Here is an 18,090-nt window from a genome sequence, read left to right on the forward strand (position 1 = left end):
GTTACCTTTTTTTTATGCATTCACTTTTTCTTTTGTTTGTGTAGTCTCTTCTTGCTCAATATTGATTGTTTCTTTTACGATATAAATCGGACGGTTTTTACTTTCGTCATAAATACGAGCAATATATTGGCCGACGATGCCAAGGCCAAATAACTGAATACCACTAAAGAATGTAATAGCAACCATAATAGATGCCCAACCTGTTTGTGTATCATGCCCGAGAATTTTCACAGTAATTGTATATAGTAAGACAATTATAGAAATAAGAACTGATAATAAACCTAAAGACATAACGATGCGTAATGGCTTTGTCGAAAATGCAATAATGCCATCAGATGCAAATTTAATCATTTTCTTTAATGGATATTTTGTTTCACCAGCAAAGCGCTCATCGCGTTGATATTCAACATACGTTTGGCGGAAGCCAACCCAAGACATCATACCGCGGATGAAGCGATTTCGCTCAGTCATTTGATTGAAAACATCAGCTACCTTGCGATCGATGATTCGGAAATCACCAGTATCTTTTGGGATATCGATATCAGACATGTAGTTTAGGAATTTATAGAAATATTTAGCTGTTAAAAGTTTAAACCAAGTTTCACCTTTACGTTGTTTACGTTTTGCATAAACAACTTCATATCCTTCTTCCCATTTTGCAATAAGTTCAGGAATCACTTCAGGTGGATCTTGTAAGTCTGCATCTATGATTACAATAGCGTCACCTTTTGCAGCAGCAATACCAGCTGTAACGGCTACTTGGTGTCCAAAGTTACGCGCAAAATTAACGATTTTTGTACGGTAATCATTTGCTGCAATCTCAGATAAGATTTCCATTGTACGGTCTGTACTACCGTCGTTTACAAAGACAAACTCGTAATTAATATCATTTTGAAGCATAACGGACTTTAAACGATTATAACATTCCTGTGCTACTTCTTCCTCGAAGTACATAGGAACTACAACCGAAATTAATTTTTGCATGTTGTATCCTCCGTATTTTTAATAAGTCGTTCAAATTTAATTAGTAGCCTTTTCAGTTTGGTTGAATGTCCAAATTTTATTAAGAACAAAATTTATAACCATTCCGACACCAATTGCGAAAATCTGTGCAATTAATGCATTCAAGGCAAGTTTATCTACTAATATAAATAAACATAATGTATTAAAAGCCAATACAATTAAATTTACAGTTAGAAATTTAAAGAACATTGACGTGCTTTTATTATTAGGTTTAAACACCCAATTTTTATTCCAATAGTAGCTATTGGCAACACCAATTAAATAGGCAATGGTATTCGCAACAAGATAGTTCATCCCGAACCTTAATAAGATCCAAAAGCTAATAATGGTAATGAGCGTATTAAAGATTCCTACTAAACCAAACTTTAAGAGTTTCTCCATAATAGTATCCTCATCTTTATAAAATATATAAATAAAACAAGAAATGTAGAAAGGTTATTCTTACATAACAACTATCAATTATAGCATAGTTTATACTAAGATGTTATATGTTTTGAGTGGATATGATTTTAGGATACAGAATGAATTTGTCAATAATAAAAAAGGTTAATTCAAATTGGCATACTGGACAATATGAAAGCAAACATGGAAATCATGGTAATATTAATGTATAGTAGCTGGTAGTGTAATTTTTTTTAGGAAATATAATGTTTTCCCATATAAATATGTTAAGGAGTGAGTTTTTTTGGAACGTTTTTCTGGATTGTTTTCAACTTTTTCTACACGTGCCATATACGGCATTTATAGCTTTTTCGTTGCAATATTAATTTTTGATTATTTTTCAGATACTCAAAAATATAATTATGCAATGATATTAGTTGGAGTTTTATTATTATGTACAATTGGAAACTTTATACTTAGTAGTGGATCGCTATATCTTGAAAGAGTAAATGAAAAAATATGCTTTTTTGTACTGCTAATTATTTGTGTAGCAGTGAAAACTGCATGGATTGTTACATATAAGATTGATCCGATTGGTGACTATGAAGCCTTTTTCAATACTGCAAAAGCATTAGGTGATAACTTTGTTATTCATGATAGATATGTTGCATTATTTCCACATATTTTTGGTTATGCTTCATTCTTAAGTATCTTCCTAAAAATATTTGGGGCAAACTTTATGGTTCCGCCAATTATTAATGTTGTTTTAACTACAATTTCGATGGGATTAATATATTTTATAGCTAGAAGAATTGGTGGAGTGAGAACAGCGATAACAGCAAGTGTTTTATGGATTCTCTTGCCATCACAAACGATGTATAACATGTTTGCACTTTCAGAACCGTTGTATTGTACAGTACTGTTATTAGCCTGGGCAATTATGATAATTGTTTATGATAAACTTGAAAATATAACGATTGCAAAGGTCCTTATGTATTCAATTCTATTAGCTGCATTACTTGTATTAATAAATATGGCAAGACCAATTGCAGCAGTTCCAATTATTGCCTTAGCGATATGGATGTTTATTATAGATACAAAGCATATAGGGAATAAAAAGCTACTTATTAACAAGGTGGCATATGTAGGGGTTATCATTATTGGGTACTTAATGATGTCTTCGGCAGTAAATCATTATACAACATTACGTTTAGGTGAAGAGATAGCAACCGTGCCGGGATACAATATTCATGTAGGATTTAATAAGGGATCTTCAGGAACATGGAATCCAGGAGATTCAGCATTACTATATCATTATAGTGGTCAACCAGGATGGAGTGCTCAGGATACTCAAAAGCAAATGCTTGAAGAAGCGAAAAAGAGAATCAAAAACGATGATATAGATTTCGGAAAACTAATGTACGATAAATTTATTATCTTCTTAGGGAATGATGATCAAGCTGTGAAGTACGCAGATCCAGTGATCGACCATAAAGTAGGATATACTATAATTTCTAATGTTTTCTATTACTTTTTACTAGCTACTTCACTGTTCGGAGCGTTAGTAGCTATAAAAAATAAAAATAAATCTTCACTTTTAATTATTTGTTTATATGCGATTGGGCTAACAATGGCACAAATGATAGTAGAAGTAGCACCGAGATATCATTATTCGGCTACAATACCTATGATCTTTTTAGCTGCTTTTGGTATTAAGCATATTTATAATAAAAAAAGTGACAGAGATATAGTAAAAAGATAAGTAAAAAAAGCAGTTGTTTCAAAAGGGTGTGTACGAATCCTTTTAGAAGCAACTGCTTTTTTACTTATAAAATTTGAAAGATAGTTCTTATTGGATTAAGCGTTTTGCTGAGCCCATTTCTCTACATCCCAAGTTTTTGTTATCCAACCTTCATAAAAGTCTGGTTCATGGCATACAAGAAGAATTGTTCCTTTATATGCTTTCATCGCCTTTTGCAGCTCTTCTTTTGCTGTAACATCAAGGTGGTTTGTTGGCTCATCAAAGAGTAACCAGTTACTTTCTTCACCCATTAGTTTACATAAACGAACTTTTGCCTGTTCGCCACCGCTTAATTGGTTCAGTGGACGAGAAATATGTTCGTTTTTCAAACCGCATTTCGCTAACATGGCGCGTATCTGATGTTGGTCTAAGCTAGGGAAAGTATTCCAAACATCATCAATTGGTGTTATATTATCAGCTTTTACTTCTTGTTCGAAGTATGATGGATTTAAGAAGTCACCAAGGCTTGTTTTTCCGCTTAATGGTTTAATCTTACCTAAAATTGTCTTCAACAGTGTTGACTTACCGACACCGTTACATCCAACAATTGCAATTTTTTCTCCGCGTTCAATTGTCATCGTTAATTTTGGTAATAGCGGATGTGTATATCCAATTTCTACATTTTCCCCTTCAAAGACGAATCGGCTACTTGCACGACTTTCTTTAAATGAAAACTCAGGTTTAATAGCTGTTTCAGGGCGATCGATACGTTCCATGCGATCAAGTTGTTTTTGACGGCTCTTTGCACGTCCTGTTGTTGAGTAACGAGCTTTATTTTTCGCAATAAAATCTTCTTGCTTTTTAATAAATTCTCGCTGCTTCTCATAAGCGTTGATATGTTGATTTTTATTCATTTCTGCTAGCTCTAGGAATTTTTCATATGTCGCTGTGTAACGCGTCATTTTTGTGAATTCTAGATGGAAAATAATATCGACGCATTTATTCATAAATTCCGTATCATGGGAAATTAATAGGAATGCGTGTGGATATTCTTTTAAATAAGTTGTTAACCAATGAATATGTTCAACGTCTAAATAGTTGGTAGGCTCATCTAATAGTAGTACTTCTGGTTGCTCAAGTAGTAATTTTGCGAGTAATACTTTTGTACGTTGTCCACCACTTAATGCTGCAACGTCACGATCTAGACCAATTGCGTCAATTCCAAGACCACGTGCTGCTTCTTCAATTTTAATATCTAATAAATAGAATCCGCCTGCTTCAAGAGCATCTTGAATTTCTGCCATTTGCTCAAGAAGTTCCTCTAATTCTTCCGGTGTAGCAGTTCCCATTTTTTCTGCAACTTCATTTAAAGCTTTTTCTTTTTCAAATAAAGGTAAAAACGCATCTGCTAATACATCACGAATTGTGCGACCAGGTGTCAAAATAGTATGCTGGTCTAAGTAACCGTAATTTGTACCAGGTGTCCATTCAACGCGACCTTCGTCATGGATAAGCTGACCAGTAATTATATTCATAAATGTTGATTTACCAACACCGTTTGCTCCAACTAATCCAACATGTTCCCCTGCAAGTAAGCGCATGGATACATCTTTAAATAATGTACGATCACCAAATGTATGGCCTAATTTTTCAACAGTTAATAAGCTCATAATGTCCTCCGTTCATTTCTAAATAGTGTCTTGAATCATGATACTAAATTCTTGGATAGAATGCTATCATTTCCAAAATATATAATGTATTTGACCAGTAGGGTATGCAATTCCAAAAGGATGATGGGTTGCTATGATGTGAAAGAAATAAAAATAAGGTGTAACCATTTAATAAAAGTGGTTACACCTTATTTTTTATTTTAAATATCCACGAACAATTCCGCGTAAGCGATTTGCGTGGAATTTGCGCTTATCATTAGAAATATTCTGTGTCATACGGAATGTTGCTGCAGCAACAGCACGTAAGAAATAAGGGAATCCATAGTGTAAGCGAATAACCCTACCAAAACCACCAGCATAAGAAATGGCACGTTTTAATGATTGTTCATTAATAATTTCCTCTTTTACAGGATGGTATACGAACAGATCTTTTCTAAATAAACCAGTATAATTTTGTTTCATACCGCGTAGTACAAAGTCAGTTTCTTCACCAGCTCCATAAATCGTTCCCGAACCAACACCTAAATCTTCATCAAATGTACCTACATCTTGTACAAATTGCTTTGTGAAGAATAGGGTGAAAGAAGGTCCCATGAATCCATACTTATTATTTAAAATAATGTCTGTATTCGGCGCGTGTATTAAAGAACCCGTTCCTTCAACATTTGTCGTGTTTGTTGAGATAAAATGAACATCTTTATTAGAGTTGAAGGTTTCTAATATGCTTTCTAAAACATTTGTTTCATAAATACAATCATCATCTGGAAAAGCGATGAAGTCGCCATCTGCTACTTTTAAACCTGCATTGCGAGCTCTCGATAGCCCTTTAATAGGTGTATAGATGTAATTAATAGAAAATTTATCTTTATATTCATCAAATAAATCAGAGATTGGCGTATCATTTTGATCTACTACGATAAGTTCAAAATTTTTGTAAGTTTGTTGTTCAAGTGATTTTAGTAAGTCAAGAATATCATCACGTCTGCCACAAGTAGCCATGATTAAAGAAAATTTCAAGTTTAACAGCTCCTTTTAGAGATTGCGTTTAAGCCTTTTTGAATCGTGCTAGTATCTTTTCGAGTAGTGAAAAGAGAATTTCATCCTTTGTTATAAAGAGGATAAGGGCATACGTTAATCCACATGTTATTATTACTAGGATAACTTGTAGTATTTGTCCAGATACGATCATATCAATAACGAATGCTATCGGGACAAATGTTAGTGAATAAAATAGATATTTAAGTTTTTGTATATCGAATAACGTATAATTCACTTTTAATTTCTTTTTCACATAAATATATTCAAATGTGATTAAGAAACAATTTGCAATTGTTGTTGTGAAAATTGCGGTTGTTGGTGTAAGTACATGGAAGAATATTAATGCAATATTGGATGCCAAGTTGATAAATCCACAAATGAATAAAAATCGCACTAAAATGCTTTCTTTCTTTTTCACATAAATAATTTGATTCGATAAAATGGACTCAATACCAACCGTAATCATATAGAAGGCGAAAACAATTAATGTATTACCAGCCGCAGCAAATCCTTGTCCACCGTAAATAACAACAGCTCCATGAGCAATGAGCATTAAACCGATTGCAGCAGGGAATAGGGTAATGAAGTATACTTTTGAAATTTTATTTAGTAAAGATTCATACTCCAGTTCAGACGCATTTCCTGATAAATAAGACAACCTTGGAACGGTTACTTGTACAACACTTAACATAAGTGTATTAATAATCATCATAATTTGAAAAGCCATTACGTAATATGCAACTTCTTCTTTTCCAACATATACTCCTAAAAAAAGACGATCTAATTGAGTATATAAAATATTAGCATTTGAAAAAATCAAGACTAATAGTAACGGTTTTAAATGAGGAATAATCGTTAAGTCGGAAAAATCAAATTTCACTTGGCGTTTCACATATATAAAGCTAATAGAGTGGTTTAAAAATGTTGATAATACTAATAAACCAGCATATGTTTTGTAATCGTCAACCCCATGAATCAAAGAGAAAAGAAGTACGACATAGATTAATCGAACGATAACTGTTTTTTTAGTGATGAAATCATAATTTTCATATGCCTCATTGAACCATTCCACATAAAACATGTTAGATATAAAATTAAAACCGAAAATAAGAAGAACAGGAAATAGACTATGATGTCCATATCCAATATAACTAAAGAGCACAAAGGCTGATAAAGCCAAAATACTAGTTGTGAAGTTAATTACATAGAGGCTTGTAAATAACTTAGAAACTTTCTTTTTATCGTTTTTAATTAAGCTAATTTCACGTAAACCATATTGATATACACCAAATACGGCGAACACGAAGAAGTAATTGAAAAAAGTTTCAGCAATATTAACGGTTCCGATTGAAGTTGCTCCTAACGTTCGATATGCGTAAGGACCAACTAAAATTGGAAGGATAATATTAAACGTATTGAGCAGTATTTTATAAAAAATATTTGAAGCAATTGATTTCTGCATAATTTCACCTTTCCATTAAAATAATCCAATTTAATTAAAATACTTGCTATGTCATAGTAAGGTTTTTAACTACAATTAATTCTTTCAATATAATGAAGTGTAAGGTGTTTTCTACACGATTTACAAATCCTTAAATTGTTTTGTTGACCACCCGTATAAGTGTACCCTACATAAACTTTGTAAAGCAACTGTTGATGGAATAGAACCGTGTTATAAATGAGGTTTTATCAATTAGAAAAAGTGAATAGCGAACGGATATGTATAAAAATATTACATAGTATGTGTGAAAAGGAGTAATGGTTGTATGAAGGTGTGGAAATGATTATAAAAAATGAGCGAATATATGATAGTTATTCGCTCAGAAGATGTTTTAATGGTAAAGTCCTACATACTCCAAGGTTTACTTAAAGTTAGAACTTCAGCCATTTCCTTGCTTTTGACGCGTCCCTTTTTTCTACTTTCTGCACGCTCAGAACCAGTTGTGTGTAGCCAATGTTCTTCTTCAGTTTCAGGTAGTACTTGTGGAACTGATGAAGGTTTTCCATCTTTTAATGCAACGAATGTAATGAAACATGTTGCAGCTATTCTACGCTCGCCTGCTAATAAATTCTCTGCAATTACTTTTACGAACACTTCCATTGAAGATTTTCCTGTATAGCATACGAATGCTTCATAACAAACAGAATCTGCTTGGTGAATTGGAGTTAAAAAATCAACAGAATCGATAGATGCTGTTACACAATGTTTACGGCTATGTCTTGCAGCTGCAATTGAAGCGATACTATCAATTTCTGCTAATAATTTTCCTCCGAAAAGTGTTTGGTGATTATTTAAATCATTCGGAAAAACACGTGTTGTTTTAATTGCTTTGGATTCTCGCATGAATTTCTTTTCCATATGGTCAGCCCCTATTTTCTGTTTTCAATCAGAATGACATGTATTGTAAGTGGAGTACAAAAATATTAAAAATCCATAGATATTTAATGAAGTAAAGAATTCCAGAAGCGGGTTAGTAAAACTTCTGTATTTGTATTCATGTAACTGAAAGAAAAGTTATCTTATATAAAGTGTAGTGTAAAAGAGGATTCGCTTACATTGCAAGTGAAAAAATTAGGACCCTGTATTTGTCATAGAAATTCCCTATCAGCTATGTGCCTATTCATGATAGAATCGTTTTGTTATGAATGGAAGTAGAGGTGCAATGGACATATGAATCATATACAAACAAATTTTTCGTCTTTTTTCAGTAAAATAATGATTGGTGCGATGCTCGCATTTTTTGTTTATAGTTGTTGGTCTGCGTTCGAAACAAGCAAACAATTTTTTGGAGACAGTACAACAAGTGTAACAATTGTATTGGTTATTTTCGTTATTCTCATGTTGTTGGTAGCATCGATTTTACAGTATCGTTTTACAGATAAACAATTTCTTATTTTTCTTATCAGTACATGTATAGTTGTGAGACTTAGTATGGTTTTATTTGTAGACGTTCCGTTAATCGGTGATATGAAAGCTATGTTTGAGTCTGCAAAGCAGGTTGCGATTGGTAATAGCGTAGAGAATATAGCACAGTTACCTTTTATTATTTATGAATCAATTATTATTCGTATATTTGGCGATACAGTATTCGCATTGCAGTTATTTAATATTTTATTTTGCACAGGGACTGCATTTTTCATTTATCGTATTGCAGCAATAGTTTTTGGAGAAGAATGCGGTCGTATTGCGTCTGTATTTTATGCTTTATATATTCCAAATATATTTATGAGTTCTTTATTAACATCAGAATCACTCGCAATATTTTTATTTTATTTAGCTTGTTACATACTTTTATATAAAGGTTTAGATCATCCTTATATGTGGGTGCTTGCAGCAATTTTATTTGCATGTAGTAATATGATTTTCCCAATGGGGTTATTTCTTCCTATTTTTATTGCTGTATATGTGTTGTTAGTTGAACTTTTTCAATCAGCAATGAAGCAAAAAGTATTATTAAAGATGATAGGAATACTTATTCTATTTTATAGTACCCATTTTGGTGTGAGTTATGGAATTCAGACAATGGGAATGTCACAATATACGATTTCAAATGAAACGTATGTTCAATCTGTTTTGATTGGAAAAGGTAAAAATGAGAGGGAAATGACAAAGAATCAAAGCGTAACAGAGCGTATTGACCAAAAGCTAAAAGAGATTGAAGAAGAAAGATTTAAACTTTTAAAGCCAGTCATTAATCAATTCTCAGATGAGGGAATACATTCTATTCTATTTAAATGTGAAAAACTTATATATATAGCGGTAACATTGTTTATGTCTATTGCTTTATTACACTTTCTTATTAAGAAACAACAAAACGAAGGATATATGTTGTTCTTATTGTTAATTAGTGGATACGTATTGTTAAGACTCTTCCAAGTAGATATGGCATATTACAATCTTATTGTGCCAGCTTTGTTTATTTTGCAAAGCTTTGGTGTTTATATGAGTTATGTATACTGTCAAAAAATATTCTTCAGAAAATAAAAAGAATCCAGATTGGATTCTTTTTTTGAATGGAAGATGAGGACTAAGAGTTAGCGGAGATAAAGAATCTCTACTGACATAATCTGCACTCTATCGGTTCAGTTCCAGTTGCAAACTAACGGCTGTTAGAGCCATTTTTGAGGAATCGTCTTGAATTCCTTTCATTACTTGTGAAATGGTTTCTAACTCATTTTCAATTTTTTTATTCTGCTCTTTCGAGTTAGACATGTCTTTTACAATTTCTTGGAAGTATTGATCTGTTACAGACATACCATCTGTTCCTTCAGATACGAGGGAGCTAATTTGTTTGACTGAAGAAGAGACACGAATAATTTGTTCATTTGTTTTTTCGACGAGCTTTGTCACGTTGGATATAGATTCTTTCGTTTGCTCTGATAACTTTCGAATTTCTCCAGCTACAACAGAGAAGCCCTTACCAAATTCCCCAGCACGAGCAGATTCAATCGCAGCATTTAGTGCGAGTAAATTTGTTTGCTCTGCAATTGATTTTACAATATCTATGATTTCATTAATTTTGTTAGAAATATCGAGAAGTTCATGAGTATCTGTAATGATAGTTTCCATGTTCGTTTGAATGTATTCCATTCGTTTATTTTGCTGATTTAATTGCTCTTTCCCTTTATTCGCTTTTTCTTCCGATGTTGTAGCTAATGATGTACCTGTTTTGGCAATTTCTACAATAGTTTCAGATTTAGCGGTTAACTGTTGAATAGAAGCGCTCGTTTTTTCAGATACAGATGCTAGTTCTGTTGCAATATGCGTAATGGTCATAGCTGTTATTTCTTTTTCTTTTTCATGTTCTTTTTGCATTCTTTCATATTCAGATTCATAAGCCGCAATAACGAGTTCTTGTTCAAGAGTAAATAATTTGTTTATTACGTTTATAGAATGTGAAAAATCGTCAATTGTTTTAAATTTTGTTTGCAATATCTTCATGATAGAGCGGAATAATTCTTGATAAGCGGCAGTATACCATTTTCTATGTAAGCCAATTTGTACATGCCTTTTGGCAATTCGAACACGTTGTTCAATAAAATCTTCATGCATATCTCCGCTGAATAATTCTTTTATATGTGTTTTTAAAGTTTGCTTTAGTTTTGGAATAGAACTATAACGTTCAATAATAGTAATTAAATTTGGCTGTTTTGTAATATTGGCATAGAATTTTTCCGTAATCCAATCAATTTCTTCATAAATAAAGGGCTGTAGTATCTTTACGATTTGTAAATCTTCCTTTGAAATATGTAGCATATCCATTTGAATTTTCAATTCAGAATTAGTGGGCACGTTAAAAGTGATTTGTTGATCCTTACTTAATTCAAGTATACTGGCGTTTGTTTTATTTGTATGTTTTTTAAAAACCCCAAACATCGTTCTTCCCCCCTGTGTATAAAGCGTTTTCATTTTTGGTTCTATTATAATTATATATTTTTATATACAATTACTCTACGTTAGTGTGTAGAATAGTATATAAATTAAGAGAATTCTATGTAGAATTCTCTTAATGGCCTTTATTAATTTTAGCATGTGTTTTAAAGAAAACTGGGAAATGTACATTATATATTACAGTGACAACACGAATAATGAATGTTACTAATAAACAAACATAGAAAGCTAATACGTGTGCCCCCATTGCATATGTGATTAGGAAACTAATTGCTCCTAAAATAGAAGCGATTGCGTAAATCTCTTTTCGGAATACGTAAGGGATATCTTGAGCGCAAATGTCACGCAAAATACCGCCTCCAATACCTGTAATGACTCCCATTGAAACAACTAGGAATGAGGCGTCAACATGATGTGACATTGCCGCATTTGCACCAATGGCTGTAAAAACACCTAGGCCAACAGCATCAGAAAGCATAATAACGACTTGCAGTTTATTGATACGCTCAAAAAACATACAAGTAAATAATGCTGATAATACGCTTACGAAAAAGTAAATGGGTTTAACAAATGCGACAGGAGGCAGGTTACCGATCATAATATCACGAATAATACCGCCGCCGAGCGCAGTAGCTACAGCTAAACAAAGGACACCGAATAAATCTAAATCTTTTTTTAAACCAACTAATGTACCGGAAATAGCAGCGGCGATAATGCCAAGAAACGTAAATATGTCGATTAATAACATTGCTGTAATCCCTTCCTCCTAAAGATGTTCCAGAGAAAAAATATACACTAAAGTTATGTAAATAACAATGCATTTTCGTTACATGTAGAAAAAAAGAAAAAATGAGGAAAGAAAGCGCTTGAAAATACAAATAATCTTTTTCTGTAAGGTAAGGTTGGGGTAGAAATGTGAGACGTTTAATTAAAAAATATATGTTATAATAAATATTTGAGATGAGAAAAAAATATTAACTGTATAGATTGAAATTAGGTAATAGTTATGGAGGTTCTAGATGTTAAGCGAAAATAGTAAAAGTAATAAATTTGAAAATTTTCTACTAATCTTTATTTTGTTGCAACCGATTTTAGATTTGCTTACAGCGTTCTGTATCATGGTTTTAAAAATTGATACGACCATTGGAGTTATTACACGCCTATTCGTTATGTTCCTAAGCGGGATATATATTTTAATTCAAACGAAGAAACAAGGAAATATAAAATATATATTGTATATAATCTTAGTAGGGATAGTCTTTACTATCGGATTGGTAAATAATAAGCTTACAAAAAATCCTATGGTACTTACAGAAGAAATTAAGTTTATAGCAAAAGCTTTATATCCTTTTGTTATGCTTACTTGTTATGTGTTTGTATTTAAGTCTTTAAAAGAAAAAAGCCATTCAAATTCAAAAATGCGTGACTATATTACGTATGCATCACTAATTATAGGGGTAGTAATGGTAGCTTCGATTACTACTGGAACAGATTATAATAGTTATGAGTGGGTAAAGTTAGGATCACGCGGTTGGTTTTATGCAGGTAACGAGCTAGGATCTATTTTAGCCATCATGTGTCCAATTGTTATTTTGTATTCAATTGAAAAAACAAAAAGTATAGGTAAAGCGTACTATTGGATTCCTTCAATTTTAGTTGTTTATTCACTATTTGCAATTGGAACAAAGGTTGGCGTAGGAGCGATCTTTGGATCAATGGCTATCGCAGTTGTTATGTGCTTTATTCAAGCATTTACACAACGTAAAGATGGAAAGAAACATGCCTACTTATTAAATGGTTTTCTTGCAATGACTGTATTTGTAGGCATATTGGCATATACACCTTTTTCACCGTTTATGAAAAATATGGGATTCCATTTCCAATTGATTGAACAAGAACAGAGTGTGAAAAAGGAAGAGAAAAAGAAGGAGGAAGCTAAAGAGCATAAACCTCCTGTGACAGAGAAAGAAAAGGAAAAAGAGAAAGAAAAAGAAAAAGTAGCTGAGAAAAAAGAAGAAACGCAAGCTCTTATTTTTAGTGGGCGTCAATTATTTGAACAGATGTATAAAGATTTCTATAATGAAGCTCCAATGTCTCAAAAATTATTAGGAATGGGTTACGCTGGTAACTATAAAGAACAGCCGAAGTTAATTGAACGTGACTTCCACGATTGGTTCTATTCTTTCGGAATCATAGGGTTCATTTTACTTGTAATTCCATTTTTATACTTTGGTATTAAATTTATTGCATGTATATTTACTAAATTTAAACAAATATTCACTGTGAAATATGCAATGGTGATTGCAGCGATACTTCTCGGATTAGGTATTTCATTCATGGCTGGTCATATTTTAATTGCACCTGGAGTGAGTTTCTACTTAGTAGTAATCATGGCATATTTAATAGTTGACCTGGAAATTGAATGATAGAAAAATAAAAGCTAGCATATGTTAGCTTTTATTTTGTTATAGTAAATAAAAAGAAAAAAATGGGGGATGTAAGAAATGAAAGTGTTGCATATGAATGCTGGTGCAGAAGAAGGTGGGGGGAAAACACATATTATTTCACTTTTATCTCAATTTTCAAAGGAAGAAGTGGAATTAATGGTATTTGAAGAAGGTGCGATTGCTAGAGAGGCGAGAAACCTTGGCATTCAAGTGCATGTTTTTACCCAATCATCTCGGTACGACCTATCAATTCTTTCAAAAATAAAAGCATTTATTAATGAAAATCAATTTGACATTGTGCATACACATGGCGCACGAGCAAATTTCTATCTCTCCCTCTTGAAAAAAGGTATAAAAGCGAAATGGATAATGACTGTCCACAGTGATCCAACTTTGGATTTTATGAAGAGGGGATTAAAAGGATGGGTATTTACGAAGTTAAATTTACGTTCTTTCAGGAAGGTAGATTTGTTCTTTGCAATTACGGAGAACTTTAAGAGAAACATAATAAAACTAGGTGTACCAGAAGAAAAGATTTGTACGGTTTATAATGGAATTGAGTATGATAGTAATCCAGTAAAACCTTATGATAAGAGTGAATTTGGCATCGATGAAGGAGTATTTACAGCTATTCAAGTAGCGCGTCTTCATCCTGTTAAAGGTCATGATATTTTATTTGAAGCGTTACAAAAAATTGAAATTCCAAATATAAAGGTGCTTCTGCTTGGTGATGGCCCTATAGAAGCAGAATTAAAAGAGATGGTGAAACAAAAAGGCTTAGAGGATAAGGTGATTTTTCTAGGTTTTCGTACAGATTCAAAAGAATTATATGCATCTGCACACATTAATTTGTTAACCTCTTATAGCGAAAGTTTCCCTCTCGTTTTATTAGAAGCGGCTAATCAACGCTTAACGTCTATTGCAACAAATGTAGGTGATATGAGAAAGTTAATAGTTGATGATACGTATGGATGGATTGTACCGATTGGTGATGCGGATTCGTTAGCAAACGCATTAGAAAATGCTTACGAAAAATGGTTGAATGGTGAATTAGAAGCGATGGGAAATCGTTTATATAATCATGCATCTACTCATTTCTCGCTAAAGAATTTGTATGAAGATACTTATAATGCATATAAAAAACTTTTACTGAAATAGAGAGGATAGTTAATCATGGAAGTAAAAACGGTTGATATTCTAGGTGTTCCTTTTTCTACAATGACAATGGATGAAACAATCCAATATTTGAAGGGACAACTAGAATTGGAGCGAACGCATACTTTTCAGGTAGTAACAGCGAATCCTGAAATTGTTATGTGTGCAAAAAAGGATGAAACATTCCATAAAACATTATTAAATACAGATTTAATTACACCTGATGGTATTGGAGTTGTAAAAGCAAGTGGTATGCTAGGTACACCTTTAAAGGAACGTGTAGCAGGTTTTGATTTAATGTGTAATTTATTTGCGAAGCTATCAGAAGAGAATAAACCGGTATCTGTTTTCTTACTTGGTGCAAAACCGCATGTTGTACAAGCTGCAGCAGATCATTTAACGAAGACGTATTCAGCTGTATCTATTGTAGGCATACAAGATGGATATTTTAAACAAGAAGAAGAAGAGAATATCGTTTCTCGTATTCAAGAAGCAAAACCAGATCTATTACTTGTCGCACTTGGTTTCCCAAGACAAGAGAACTTTATCCAAACTAATAAGCATCGTTTAGAAACGAAAATGGCTGTTGGAGTAGGTGGAAGTTTAGACGTATGGGCTGGTGAGGTAAAACGTGCACCAAAATGGATTCAAGCAATCCATTTAGAGTGGTTTTATAGATTGTGTAGTAATCCAACGCGCTGGCGTCGTCAGTTAGTATTAGCGGAATTTTTAAAAGAAATCATGCGTTCGAAAAAGTAGCGGAATATCGCTACTTTTTTATTTGGCCATTTTTGATAAATTGAGGTTTTGTTTATCTAATACTGATTGGTGCCCTTCACTAATCGGGCGTTTCATGGCAGTATACTTTCAGTCTAATTTCTTTGCTCCAGCTGAATTTTGAGGTAGTGTTCTTACAGCCCTCAAATAGTGGGATATGTATTTTGCTTTTTGGGAATGATGAAGGAGAATTTTTTACAAAGTATTTTACTTATACAATTCACACATGTAAAATGATGTGTAAAGACAGCTGTGTAAGGAGGACTTCTTGTGGGTAAGGTGAAAGAAATTTCGAAGCGAAAGCTACTTGGTATAGCAGGGCTTGGATGGTTATTTGATGCAATGGATGTTGGAATGCTTTCATTTGTAATGGTAGCGTTGCAAAAAGATTGGGGATTAAGTACGCAAGAAATGGGCTGGATAGGCAGCATTAATTCAATTGGTATGGCAGTCGGGGCGCTCGTTTTTGGAATACTATCAGATAAAATAGGACGGAAATCAGTCTTTATTATTACATTATTACTATTTTCTATCGGTAGTGGTTTAACTGCTTTAACGACGACGCTTGCGATGTTCCTTATTTTACGATTTTTAATTGGTATGGGGCTTGGTGGAGAACTTCCAGTTGCTTCTACATTAGTATCAGAGAGCGTTGAAGCACATGAACGTGGCAGAATAGTTGTGCTATTAGAAAGTTTTTGGGCAGGTGGATGGCTAATTGCAGCTCTTATCTCGTATTTTGTTATCCCGAAATATGGTTGGGAAGTGGCGATGGTATTGAGTGCGGTTCCGGCACTATATGCTTTATATTTAAGATGGAATTTACCAGATTCTCCGAGATTCCAAAAGGTTGAAAAAAGACCATCTGTTATCGAAAATATAAATTCAGTTTGGTCTGGGGAATATCGTAGGGCAACAATTATGTTATGGATTCTATGGTTTTCTGTTGTCTTTTCCTATTATGGGATGTTCCTTTGGTTACCTAGTGTAATGGTATTAAAAGGATTTAGTTTAATAAAAAGTTTCCAATACGTACTTATCATGACGTTAGCTCAATTGCCAGGGTATTTCACTGCTGCTTGGTTTATTGAACGTCTTGGTCGTAAGTTTGTTTTAGTTACATATTTGATCGGTACAGCGTGCAGTGCTTACTTGTTTGGAGTGGCAGAGTCATTAACAGTACTAATCGTAGCAGGCATGTTACTATCCTTCTTTAATTTAGGTGCTTGGGGTGCATTATATGCTTATACACCTGAACAGTATCCAACGGTTATTCGTGGTACAGGTGCAGGGATGGCAGCAGCATTCGGTCGTATTGGTGGTATTCTTGGGCCTTTATTAGTAGGATACTTAGTTGCTTCACAGGCTTCATTATCACTAATATTTACGATTTTCTGTGGATCAATTTTAATTGGCGTAGTTGCTGTAATTGTACTTGGGCAAGAAACGAAGCAACGAGAATTGGTATAAGGTAAAACTTTAATCAGTGAGTGATCTGATTATTGGCCCGTACCAATTGTGTTTTAGAGCAGTAAAACTAAGGGCTCATGTTTTCGCATTCAGTGATTTTTACTGCCTACAAATAATGGAATAAAAGGGCAGGGGGAACCGTGGTGGTTCCCTTTTTTCTGTTTTTTTAGATAAATAATGGTATAGTAAGAAAAAGGGAATGTTCCTTATAAAAGCGAATGTATACAACAGGACATACGGACAAAAGAATTAGGTGGTTGAAGAAATGAAAATTTTACTAATCATGGAAGAAGCAGAAGAGCGAAGAAGTTTAGTTGAGAAATTTACTGAAAATATAAGGAATGTAGAATGTTTTGAAGCAAATACAGGAACAGAATCATTATTTATGATGAAGAAGCATACACCAGATTTCGTTTTTTTAAATTCCAAATTACTAGATGGAACGGGTTTTGAATATGCGAGTTTATTACGGGAAGTAAATTGTTATACGAAATTTATTTTTATGGGTGAAGATATAGAGGAGTCCATTACAGCATTTCGTTTTCAAGCAGTTTATTATTTACTACGCCCATTTCGCGAAGAAGATTTGCAATTCCTTTTATATAGAATGGGTAAAGAGCAAGGCGAGAAAGCAAAGAGTTATTTGCGAAAACTACCGATAGAAGGTCAAGAGGGGATTAGGTATGTTTTCCCTGATGATATTGTATATGTAAGCAAAAATAAGGAAAACAAAACGGTTTCAATTTATACAACAAATAATCAGTATATTTCAACATATACACTCCAAGAGCTGGAAAATAAGCTAAATGCATATGATTTTTTACGCGTGCATAAAAGTTATTTAATTAATATGTCATATGTACAAGAACTAAAACCTTATTATAATGGCACATATAATCTATATTTAGATAAATATGATGAGCAACCGATCCCAGTTAGTCGTAATTATGTGAAACGACTTCGAAATAAAATTGAATTATAGCAGATAATGCGAAT

At 33.2% G+C, this 18,090-nt stretch carries 15 protein-coding genes and 1 pseudogene; 7 read left to right on the forward strand and 9 right to left on the reverse strand.

The features are described 5' to 3' along the window. Positions 1-12 precede the first annotated feature (12 nt). Positions 13-984 (reverse strand): glycosyltransferase family 2 protein, encoded by a 972-nt coding sequence (locus DN390_RS00530; RefSeq protein WP_060633037.1) that lies wholly within the window; start codon positions 982-984, stop codon positions 13-15. Between the two features lie 36 nt (positions 985-1,020). After that, positions 1,021-1,404, reverse strand: a complete 384-nt coding sequence (locus tag DN390_RS00535; protein ID WP_060633036.1) for a GtrA family protein — start codon at positions 1,402-1,404, stop codon at positions 1,021-1,023. A gap of 304 nt (positions 1,405-1,708) precedes the next feature. On the opposite strand from DN390_RS00535, the gene DN390_RS00545 reads away from it, so the two are divergent. Then, entirely contained in the window at positions 1,709-3,166 is a 1,458-nt protein-coding gene (locus tag DN390_RS00545) for a glycosyltransferase family protein (protein ID WP_147806357.1), read from the forward strand. 95 nt (positions 3,167-3,261) lie between these two features. Here the strand turns inward: DN390_RS00545 and DN390_RS00550 are convergent, their stop codons facing one another. The 4 genes from DN390_RS00550 to DN390_RS00565 form a co-directional block, all read right to left on the reverse strand. Continuing rightward, entirely contained in the window at positions 3,262-4,815 is a 1,554-nt protein-coding gene (locus DN390_RS00550; protein ID WP_060633034.1) for an ABC-F family ATP-binding cassette domain-containing protein, read from the reverse strand. 195 nt (positions 4,816-5,010) lie between these two features. Continuing rightward, positions 5,011-5,832, reverse strand: coding sequence for a glycosyltransferase family 2 protein (locus DN390_RS00555; RefSeq protein ID WP_000672697.1), 822 nt, complete (start codon positions 5,830-5,832; stop codon positions 5,011-5,013). Between the two features lie 28 nt (positions 5,833-5,860). Beyond that, positions 5,861-7,315 (reverse strand): oligosaccharide flippase family protein, encoded by a 1,455-nt coding sequence (locus DN390_RS00560; RefSeq protein ID WP_097951351.1) that lies wholly within the window; start codon positions 7,313-7,315, stop codon positions 5,861-5,863. A gap of 384 nt (positions 7,316-7,699) precedes the next feature. Continuing rightward, entirely contained in the window at positions 7,700-8,212 is a 513-nt protein-coding gene (locus DN390_RS00565) for an acyl-CoA thioesterase (protein WP_060633031.1), read from the reverse strand. A gap of 312 nt (positions 8,213-8,524) precedes the next feature. On the opposite strand from DN390_RS00565, the gene DN390_RS00570 reads away from it, so the two are divergent. Further along, on the forward strand, positions 8,525-9,838 hold the full coding sequence (locus DN390_RS00570) for an ArnT family glycosyltransferase (RefSeq protein WP_147806358.1): 1,314 nt from the start codon (positions 8,525-8,527) through the stop codon (positions 9,836-9,838). 90 nt (positions 9,839-9,928) lie between these two features. On the opposite strand, the gene DN390_RS31555 is transcribed toward DN390_RS00570, so the two are convergent. The 3 genes and pseudogenes from DN390_RS31555 to DN390_RS00580 all read right to left on the reverse strand — a co-directional run bounded on the left by DN390_RS31555 (position 9,929) and on the right by DN390_RS00580 (position 11,993). Then, a complete protein-coding gene (locus tag DN390_RS31555; RefSeq protein WP_370513463.1) occupies positions 9,929-10,669 on the reverse strand; it encodes a methyl-accepting chemotaxis protein in 741 nt (246 codons plus the stop codon). 63 nt (positions 10,670-10,732) lie between these two features. Further along, positions 10,733-11,263: pseudogene (locus DN390_RS31560) on the reverse strand (protoglobin family protein); the annotation flags it as partial. A gap of 97 nt (positions 11,264-11,360) precedes the next feature. Next, on the reverse strand, positions 11,361-11,993 hold the full coding sequence (locus tag DN390_RS00580; protein ID WP_000924376.1) for a trimeric intracellular cation channel family protein: 633 nt from the start codon (positions 11,991-11,993) through the stop codon (positions 11,361-11,363). A gap of 271 nt (positions 11,994-12,264) precedes the next feature. Here DN390_RS00580 and DN390_RS00585 point away from each other — a divergent pair, with 271 nt between their 5' ends. The 5 genes from DN390_RS00585 to DN390_RS00610 all read left to right on the forward strand — a co-directional run bounded on the left by DN390_RS00585 (position 12,265) and on the right by DN390_RS00610 (position 18,076). Then, positions 12,265-13,671, forward strand: a complete 1,407-nt coding sequence (locus tag DN390_RS00585) for an O-antigen ligase family protein (RefSeq protein WP_060633028.1) — start codon at positions 12,265-12,267, stop codon at positions 13,669-13,671. A 78-nt stretch (positions 13,672-13,749) separates the two neighbouring features. Further along, complete coding sequence (locus tag DN390_RS00590) at positions 13,750-14,850, forward strand: glycosyltransferase family 4 protein (RefSeq protein WP_060633027.1); 1,101 nt, start codon at positions 13,750-13,752, stop codon at positions 14,848-14,850. 15 nt (positions 14,851-14,865) lie between these two features. After that, complete coding sequence (locus tag DN390_RS00595; RefSeq protein WP_097951356.1) at positions 14,866-15,606, forward strand: WecB/TagA/CpsF family glycosyltransferase; 741 nt, start codon at positions 14,866-14,868, stop codon at positions 15,604-15,606. 288 nt (positions 15,607-15,894) lie between these two features. Then, complete coding sequence (locus DN390_RS00605) at positions 15,895-17,094, forward strand: MFS transporter (RefSeq protein ID WP_147806360.1); 1,200 nt, start codon at positions 15,895-15,897, stop codon at positions 17,092-17,094. Between the two features lie 265 nt (positions 17,095-17,359). Continuing rightward, positions 17,360-18,076, forward strand: coding sequence for a LytR/AlgR family response regulator transcription factor (locus DN390_RS00610; RefSeq protein ID WP_147806361.1), 717 nt, complete (start codon positions 17,360-17,362; stop codon positions 18,074-18,076). The last annotated feature ends 14 nt before the right edge of the window (positions 18,077-18,090 follow it).

This window comes from Bacillus sp. SH7-1 (assembly GCF_008042405.1).
Classification (GTDB): Bacteria; Bacillota; Bacilli; order Bacillales; family Bacillaceae_G; genus Bacillus_A; species Bacillus_A thuringiensis_N.